Raw genomic sequence first — 9,007 nt, forward strand, 5'->3', positions numbered from 1 at the left:
ATTATCAGCCGAGAGCGGCGCGAGCCTTGGTAATCGCGTCGAGGCGATCTTCCCAGTTTTTTTGTCGTTCGCGGTGCTCCTCGACGACGGCGGCCGGCGCGTTCTGGACGAAGGTTTCGCTCGAGAGCTTGGCCTTCACCTTTGCGATCTCGCCCTCGATCCTGCCGAGCTCCGTCTGCAGGCGCTTGCGCTCGGAATCGGCGTCGATCACGCCCTCGAGCGGCAGGAAGATATCGCCGATGGGGGTCACGCAAATCGCCGCGCCGGCGGGCGCCGTCTCCACGAGGTCGAGCGGCTCGGCATTGAGGAGGATCTTCAGCACGGCGTGCTCGCCGGCGACCCAGGGCGCGGCGGGGCGCAGAGCCCACGCAAATCTCCGGTTCGGCGGCAGGTTGTAGGTCGAGCGGAGATTGCGAGCCTGGGCCACAGCCGCGTGGAGGGCGTCGGCATTCGCGTTGCCATGCACGCCGGTGGCGGCGGGCCAGGGGGCGAACTGGATCGTCTCCGTGCCGAAGCCGAGGCTGTGCCAGAGCTCCTCGGTGAGGAACGGGCAGTAGGGATGCAGCAGGCGCAGCACGCGGCCGAGCGTGTAGTCGATCGCGGCGAGCGTGCCGGCCTTGCGGGCGGTGTCCTCGCCATAGAAATCGGCCTTCGCGACCTCGATGAACTTGTCGCAGAATTCGCCCCAGACGAAGTCGTAGAGCGCCTGCGCGACCTCGTTGAACCGATACGCGCGATAGCCTTCCTCGACGCGGGCAATCGTGGCGTCGAGCTTGTGGAGGAGGTCCTCGGCGAAGATCGAGAGCGCGTGCGCGGCGGGGTCGGCCTCGGGATCGATCGCGCCCTGCATCGTGCGGAAGCGGCAGGCGTTCCACAGCTTGTTGCAGAAGTTGCGGCCCTCCACGACGACCTGCTCGTCGAACTTGATGTCCTGCCCCTGCGGCGCGATGCGCATGAGGCCGAAGCGGAGCCCATCCGCGCCGAATTTCGCGATGAGGTCGAGCGGGTCGGGCGAGTTGCCGAGCGATTTGGACATCTTGCGGCCCGCCTTGTCGCGGATGATGCCCGTGAAGAACACGTCTCGGAAGGGAATCTCGCCGGTGTATTCGAGGCCGGCCATGATCATGCGGGCGACCCAGAAGAAAATGATGTCCGGCCCGGTGACGAGCACGCTGGTCGGGTAGAACTTCGCGCGCGTCGCGTCGTCCATCGTGTCGTGCGCCCACAGCCACGAGGAGAACCATGTGTCGAGCACGTCGGGATCCTGTTCCCAGCCGTCGCCGGGCGACTCGACCTGGCAGCACACCTCGTCGCCGCGCGTCCAGACGGGCACTCGGTGGCCCCACCAGAGCTGGCGCGAGATGCACCAGTCCTGGATGTTTTCGAGCCAGTAGTCGTAGACCTTCTCCCAGCGGTCGGGGAAGAAACGGATGAGCCCGTCGCGCACGGCGGCGCGGGCCTCGACGGTCCTTGGGTATTTGAGGAACCACTGCTCGCTCAGTCGCGGCTCGATCGGCACGTCAGCGCGCTCGCTGTAGCCCACGTTGTTCTGGTAGGGCTCCTCCTTCACGAGAAGCTCCAGTTCGGCGAGCAACTCCACGGCGCGTTTGCGGGCGGCGAAGCGATCCAGGCCGGACAGATCCGCGCCGGCGAGATCGTTCATCGTGCCGTCGGGATTCATCACGTCGATCACCTCCAGGCCGTGGCGGGCGCCAATCTCGTTATCCACCTTGTCGTGGGCGGGCGTCACCTTCAGCACACCGGTGCCGAACTCGAAGTCCACGGCCTCGTCCGCGACGATCGGGATGGCCGCCTCGTTCTCGAGGGGCAGGGGACGCCGCACGGTCTTGCCGATGAGGTGCGCGTAACGCGGGTCCTTCGGGTTCACCGCCACGCCCGTGTCGCCGGGGATGGTCTCCGGCCGCGTGGTCGCGATTTCCAGGAACGTGCCGGGCTGCTCGATGACCTCGACTTGGAAATGCACGAGCGTGCCCTTCTGCGATTTCGGGATGACCTCCTCGTCGCTGAGCGCCGTGAGCGAGGCCGGGCACCAGTTCACCATCCGCTTCCCGCGGTAGATCTGGCCCTTCTTATAAAGATCGACGAAGACCTCCTGCACCTTCGCGGCGTAGGCGGCGTCCATCGTGAAGCGCTCCCGCTCCCAGTCGCACGAGCAGCCGAGCTTCTTGAGCTGGTTGATGATGATGCCGCCGTGCTTGTCCTTCCACTCCCACACCCGGGCGAGGAACTCCTCGCGGCCGAGGTCGTGCCTCGTCTTCTGCTCGGTCTTGCGCAGCGTGCGCTCGACGACGGTCTGCGTCGCGATGCCGGCGTGGTCCGTGCCCGGCAGCCACAGCACCTCGTGGCCCTGCATGCGCGCGCGACGGGCGAGGATGTCCTGGATCGTGTTGTTGAGAACGTGGCCGAGCGTGAGGACGCCGGTGACGTTCGGCGGCGGAATGACGATGGAAAACGCGGGCTTCGGCGAATGCGGATCGGCGTGGAAGACGCCCGATTCGAGCCAGCGGGGATACCACTTCTCTTCAACCGCCGTCGGCTCGTAACTCTTGGAAATCTCGACCATGGAACCGAGCACTGTGCGGCAGGAAGCCGGGGCCGTGCAAGTGATCTGTCTGGCCGTTCCTGCCGCCCACGCCCCGTCCTCCTTCCGCCGAGTCCTCCGCGCAAACCCCAGAAACCCCTTGCGCCGCGCCGCCCTCGTTCCCACCTTGTCACCCCGCATGTGCCGTCGTTGTCCAGGGCTCCCCGCCATTCTGCTGTCCATCCTGCTCGTCCGCTTTGCCGCGGCCGCGCCGGCGACCACTGCGCCCGCGAATACCTGGCACATCGTGAAGATGGACCAGCGGAACTACGTCCCCGTCGCCGACGTCGCCCGCTTCTACCGCATGGTCCGGCTCACGGCCGACGCCAAGAAATTCCGCATCACCTCCGTCAACCGCGTCATCGAGGGCACGGCCGGCACCAGCGAAGTCCGCATCAACGGCGTCAAATACGTCACCTGCTTCCCGCTGCGCACCCGCGGCGACACCGTCTACCTCTCCGCGATGGACGTCACCAAGATCATCGAGCCGCTCATGCGCCCCGGCAAGATCAAGGGCGTGGATCCCATCCGCACCATCGTGCTCGACGCCGGCCACGGCGGCCACGACAGCGGCGCCGTCGGCCGCTACGGCCGCGAGAAGGATTACACCCTCGATGTCGTCCTCCGCGCCCGCGCCCTGCTGCTCCAGGCCGGCTTTCAGGTGAAAATGACCCGCGCCCGCGACGTCTTCATCCCGCTCGAGGAACGCGCCGCCTTCGCCAACAAACAAAAGGGCGCCCTCTTCGTCAGCGTCCACTTCAACAAGAGCAACTCCGGCGGCACCGGCATCGAGACCTACGCGCTCGCCCCCCGCGGCGTCCCCTCGATGGACGAGGCCAGCCTGCGCTACAGCGACTTCCGGCAAAACCCCGGCAACGCCCGCGACGGGGAAAACATCGCCCTCGCCGCCGCCATCCATTCGAACATGGTCCGCTACCTCCCGCTGCCCGACCGCGGCATCAAGCGTGCCCGCTTCGTCGTCATCAAGAACATCACCATTCCCGGCGTCCTCATCGAAGGCGGCTTCGTCGACAACCCCCTCGACTCCCGCTACATCGCGCTGCCCGCCTACCGCCAGCGCATTGCCCAGGCCATCGTCGAGGCCGCCAAGGCCTACACCCGCACCATCACCGGCGCCGCTCCCCAGCCCAGCGCCGTCATCACCGTCGGTCCCGACCCGAACGCCCCCGCCCAGCCCACTCCCACGCCAGCCCCGCCCGAGCCACTCACCCTCGAGCAGACCCTCGACGAAGCCGACAAGGCCCAGACCGGGAAAGCCGCGGCAACGCCCGGCCCCACCGCCATGCCGGCCTCGACGCGCCCGCCCTACCGTCCCAGCGGCAGCCCCGCCAACGACGCAAAGCCCGCCTTCAACCCCGGCAATCCCGCCTTCGGCCGCCTTCCGGCCCCCTTCGACCACTGGAGCGTCCCGCCCACGCCAGTCCCGTTCACCACGGTCAATCCCGCCGCTCCCGCCGACATCTCGCCACCCGCCCCGCGACCGGACGCCGAAAAGCCCTCCGCCGCGAAAGACACGAAGGACGACCCCAAAGCCAAACCGGCCGCGGATGAATCCACGGAACCCTAGGCTGGCTCGCGGCGAGCACCCGTCTCGGCGACCAGTCACGGCAATCTCTCCTCTCCCCCCCGTGGCTTCGCCCTCCGCACCGGTCTTCTCTGTCTCCTCACTTCGCCCGATGGAAATAGGGAGACCGATGGATGGGGGCCAGAAAGACAGGCGAAATATGGCATCGACACCTCCCCATCTTTCTCATAAGGCTCCGGGGTCGCGTGCGGCCAGTTGTCTCGTGAAGTCGGCGTGGCAAATCATTCCAACCACGAAGAAAGCTCCACTCGCATGTCCGACCTCACCGACGCCGATAAGAAATCCTTCATCGACAAGATCATCGCCAGCCTCGGCTCGAACGCCGCCGCGCTCACGGCCGCCGGCTTCGATCCCGCGACCCGCATTACCAACCTCAAAAACGGCGTCACCTCCGTGACGAACGACGAAGGCCTCGTCGCCCAGCTCGACGTCGCTCTTGCCTCCGCCGTGGCTACCCGCCGCACCGACCTCGAAAACAACTACGCCCTCGCCAGCGCCACGGTAAACCTCGTCGAAGGCGTCCTCGGCAAGGACGCTCCGCTCGTGCGCGACCTGCGCCAGATCCGCAGCGGCTTCTCGCAGGAAGCCAAGCCCGTCCCGGCGGTCAAATAAGCCTCATCCGCGCGGCGGGACGACGCGCGGCGCCACCCCGGCGACTTCCGTCGTTCCGCCCGCGACCTGTTCCGTTTGCCCTCCGACATGTCCCGTCCCGCAAACGACCAAAGTCGTCTCCTCGACGCCCCGTTCCGCCCGACTCACGACCCAAGTCGCCGCCTCGCCGGGAGAGGTCGCCGGCCTCGCGACATCCGTCGTTTGCCCTGCGCCCCTGATCGTCGAAGCAACGACGCGCGTCGTTTCGCAAACGACCCTGGTCGTCTGGCAAATCAGCCAGAACATCAGCAAGTTACGAAATTCCCCAAAGCCCGAAAAACAAACGAGCGGAGCTGTGAAGCCCCGCTCGTTTTGAAAGAAAACGCTTTTGAGCACGATGTATCCGCCTGGCGGATAGGGAAGCGGCTTGCGCTATCTAACTTTGTCTTGAATCCGAAGGAAGCTACGCACATCGGACTGAACTGGAGCAAGGGAAAATAAAAATACTTTACAAAAAATTAACTAAATGCCATATAGCCCTCGCTTAAGCGACGCTGCCTTGGCCGATCAAAACCTGTCCAAAGGGTTCCCGGGGCCAAGGCAGCGCTCTGAGCGCGAAAGCATTCTAAATGCGCTTTGCCTATTGAGATCCGTGTCACGAGGAGCAGTGTCACTGCTCCTCGTGATTTTCGAGCTATGAACAACTCCCTCCACTTTGCCTTCGACATTGGCCATAGCAGCATCGGCTGGGCTGTGCTCCGTAGCCTCGATGCCCACGATGCGAACCTTCTTGGTTGCGGCGCGGTGATTTTCCAAGCGGACGATTGTCTTGCCTCCGAACGGCGAGGCTTTCGTCGCCAGCGTCGGCACGTCCGGGCCACGCGGTTGCGCATTGCTCGATTGAAAAGCCTTCTGTCGCATCTCGGAGTTCTTTCCGAAACGGAGCTGAATGCGGTCACTTCGTCGAGTCCGTGGCTGCTCGCTGCACGCGTGCTGCGGGGCGGGCCTTCGCTTTCGTGGCGGGAACTCTGGGATGTGCTGCGCTGGTATGCGCATAACCGCGGCTACGATGGCAACAAGGCCTGGAGCCGGCAGGAAATCGACGCGGCGGCGGAAAGGGAGGATGCCGAGAAGGTGCAGAATGCGCGCACGCTACTAGACCAATACGGCACACGCTCCATGGCCGAGACCTGGTGTGCGGTGTGCGGGCTCGATCCGCTGGGAACGAGGGCGTCGTGCGCGCTGCCCGGCGACAAGCGGCCGAAGGCGCTCAATGCAGCCTTTCCGCGTGAGATCGTGGAGGGGGAGGTCGCCCGCGTGCTTCGGTCACACATCGGCGTGCTGCCTGGAGTCGACGAGTCGCTTGTCTCGGCCGTGATGACGGACTGGACGGCGTTGGCCTGTCCGGCGATCCGCTTGCCACTGCGGTATCGAGGCGGCCTGCTTTTCGGGCAACTCGTTCCGCGGTTCGAGAATCGAATCATTGCCCGCTGCCCCATTGCCTACGAGGCCATCTATCGATCCGTGCTCGACGATACGGGCGACATCGCCGCGGCAAAGGCGGCGGCGGACAAGCAGGCGAAGGTGCCGGCCGCGAATTGCCCCGAGTTTTTTCGCTATCGGTGGGCCATGCAGGTGGCAAACGTGCTCCTCACCACGCCCGGCGGCATGCGGCGACTCACCGCCGAGCAGCGCCGGGCTCTCGACGAGACGATGCGCGACCGCGGGGGAATGACTCGCGGGGAATTCAAGGACGCCGTGCGGGCGCTCACCGGCGGAGCGCCCGATAATCTCGACCAGATGCTTCTTCACGAGGACGCCGACAAGGCGCTCGTGCTCGATCCCGTCCGGCGCGCGATGCGGCGCAAGGAGGTGGCGTCGCTGCTCGACACGCAGCCAGAGCGCCTGCTCAAGCGGGCGGCCGGCCAAATGCGGCGAGGAAAACGGCTCACGCTGGGTGCGATCCGCGTCTGGGCGGGAGAGGACGGAGGGGCCTTCGACGCGGAGGTGGAGCGTCAGCTCGATGCGGCCAATACGAAACGCGGGCGCAAGACCGCGCCGCCGACGCGCGAGGGACTGCTTTCCACGGAGCTGCGGGTGGAGTTTCCCGGCGGCCGCGCGCCGCACAGCCGCGAGGTGATGCGTGCCGTGGCCGATTTTGTTTTTGCGGGCGAGGGGCATCCTGCCGAGGAAGGCGGCCCGCTTTTCCGCAGCGAAGCCATTCGCAAGGCTCAGCTCCAGCGGGCCATCGACGAGCAGACGAACAACCATCTCGTGCGCCACCGTCTGCGCATTCTGGAGCGGCTCCATCGCGATCTGCTCGCGACGTATGCGAAGGGTGAAGACGTCACCCGGGTGACGATCGAGGTGAATCGGGATCTGCGAGAACTCTCTGGAAAAAAGGCGAAGGAGATCGCGCAGGACATCGGCTTGCGCCTCAGCAATTTCAAGAGCGTTGCCGCGAAGTTGGAGCGGGAGCTGGTCGGGAAGGGGATCGCGATCACCCCCGGGCTCATTCGCAAGGCGCGCGTGGCCGAGGATCTGGGCTGGACGTGCCCCTACACCGGACAAACCTACGACGTGCTCGACCTCGTGCATCGTCGCGTGGACAAGGACCACATCATTCCCCGCAGCGTGCGGCCGAGCGACGGACTCGACGCACTCGTCATTACCTTCAGCGAGGTGAACCGCATGAAAGGCAAGCGCACGGCCGTGAAGTTCATCGAGGAAGACGGCGGAAAAGCGGTCGAGGGCCGGCCGCAACTGACGCTGCGCACGCCGGGTCTCTACTCGGAGGCGATCAGGAAGCTGGAAACCTTCAAAGGCCATGAGGATGACAAACGCCGGAAGCGGAATCGTCGGCGTCTGCTCGAGCTGCGCGACTACGTCGAAAAGGAGTTCGTGCCACGCGACCTCACGCAAACCTCGCAGCTCGTGCGCCTGGGCGCGCAGATTCTGGAGCGGGAATACGAGGGGCGGGAGATGAAACCGGTGATCACTTCGCTGCCGGGAAGCGTGACGGGTGCGGTGCGGCGGTCATGGGATTTGCTCGGCTGTCTCGGCGCGGCGAATCCTCTGGTGATGGACCCCGCGACCAACGAACCGCGCACGAAGACGGAGATTCGCGATATCACGCATCTTCATCACGCGCTCGATGCCTGCACGCTCGCCTTCACCTCGCTCGTGCTGCCCGGAAAAGGACGCGACGGCAGCGCGTGGGAATTGCTGGTGCGGAGGAGATTGAATGCCGAGCAGCAGACGAAGGCTCGGGAGTTATTCAAGAACTGCGTGGAATTCGAGAAGGATGGCACGCTACGCCTCATCGATCTTCCGAAGGCGTTCAAGGAACAGATTCGACAGCGCATTGCCGAGCGGCGGGTCGTGCAGCATCTGCCCTCCGACATGTCCGGCCTGCGCGCGGAACTCAATGCGTGGCGAGTTGTCAACTCGATGCCGGATGAAGATGGAAAACTTCTCCTTCGCCAGCGCATTCGTCAGCCCGACGGCAGGCGTCCGTTCAAAGAGCGCCGTGAGAAGCCTGAAAAGCTCGTTGGCCTGCGTCCCGGGAAGCTGCAAAAGCTCAAAGGCGCACTCGTGATCGGCGATAACTACGGCCTCGCACTGGACCCCGAGCCAACAATCATTCCTTTTCACAAGGTCTGGAATCGTCTGCGGGAGCTTCGAGAAAAGAACGGCGGCAAGCCGGTGAGAGTGCTGCGCAACGGAATGCTCATCGAGGTGCCGTCCGGTCGTTACGCTGGAGCTTGGAAGATATTTTCCGTCAAGAACAACACCTCGGGAATCGCGGTCGATATGGCGCGACCGGATGTCGTGCGTCCCATGAACAAGACGGAAAATAGTCGCATCAACGTGCTCCTCGCCTCGCTGCTTCGAGACGGGATGAAACTTCAACCTGTATCGCTCTGCGGAATTGCTCCGAAATCTGAGGCGGTGTAACTTATGGCCGATGAAACTCCGGTTGGATTTGCTGAAGGAGCTGACCGCTCAGGACATCCTGGAGGAAGCGGCGGCGAACCAGCACCGTTACAAAGCCGAGCCCACTTTCTCGAAAACTGGGACTGGGCATCTCTCACCGCGATCAATCGAGGACTCTGTGCGCGAGGCGGCGCGCAGCACGGCCTTGGGCGAGAAACTCACGAAGCGGTTGCCCGAGAGTGGGAACAAAAGCGGCGGGAAGAGCTAAGCCT

Annotated in this window: 4 protein-coding genes; 3 read left to right on the forward strand and 1 reads right to left on the reverse strand. The window is 64.7% G+C overall.

What is annotated here, in order from left to right; translation table 11 throughout:
- Positions 1–4: 4 nt before the first annotated feature.
- Positions 5–2,584: a valine--tRNA ligase gene (locus VIM61_09095; protein ID HEY8900555.1), complete on the reverse strand. Its 2,580-nt coding sequence runs from the start codon at positions 2,582–2,584 to the stop codon at positions 5–7.
- On the opposite strand from VIM61_09095, the gene VIM61_09100 reads away from it, so the two are divergent.
- The 3 genes from VIM61_09100 (at position 2,583) to VIM61_09110 (ending at position 8,756) form a co-directional block, all read left to right on the forward strand.
- Positions 2,583–4,190, forward strand: a complete 1,608-nt coding sequence (locus VIM61_09100) for an N-acetylmuramoyl-L-alanine amidase (GenBank protein ID HEY8900556.1) — start codon at positions 2,583–2,585, stop codon at positions 4,188–4,190. The genes VIM61_09095 and VIM61_09100 overlap by 2 nt on opposite strands.
- A gap of 270 nt (positions 4,191–4,460) precedes the next feature.
- Complete coding sequence (locus VIM61_09105) at positions 4,461–4,820, forward strand: hypothetical protein (GenBank protein HEY8900557.1); 360 nt, start codon at positions 4,461–4,463, stop codon at positions 4,818–4,820.
- Positions 4,821–5,495: 675 nt separating this feature from the next.
- The gene (locus VIM61_09110; GenBank protein ID HEY8900558.1) at positions 5,496–8,756 is read left to right on the forward strand and encodes an HNH endonuclease domain-containing protein; all 3,261 of its coding nucleotides are present in this window, start codon (positions 5,496–5,498) and stop codon (positions 8,754–8,756) included.
- Positions 8,757–9,007: the final 251 nt, after the last annotated feature.

Source organism: Chthoniobacterales bacterium, from assembly GCA_036569045.1.
In the GTDB taxonomy this organism is placed as follows: domain Bacteria; phylum Verrucomicrobiota; class Verrucomicrobiia; order Chthoniobacterales; family JAATET01; genus JAATET01.

Bases quoted from the DNA above. Each gene is read 5' to 3' on its own strand.
- VIM61_09110 (HEY8900558.1), top strand. From the start codon at position 5,496: ATGAACAACTCCCTCCACTTTGCCTTCGACATTGGCCATAGCAGCATC.
- VIM61_09100 (HEY8900556.1), top strand. From the start codon at position 2,583: ATGGAACCGAGCACTGTGCGGCAGGAAGCCGGGGCCGTGCAAGTGATC.
- VIM61_09105 (HEY8900557.1), top strand. From the start codon at position 4,461: ATGTCCGACCTCACCGACGCCGATAAGAAATCCTTCATCGACAAGATC.
- VIM61_09095 (HEY8900555.1), bottom strand. From the start codon at position 2,584: ATGGTCGAGATTTCCAAGAGTTACGAGCCGACGGCGGTTGAAGAGAAG.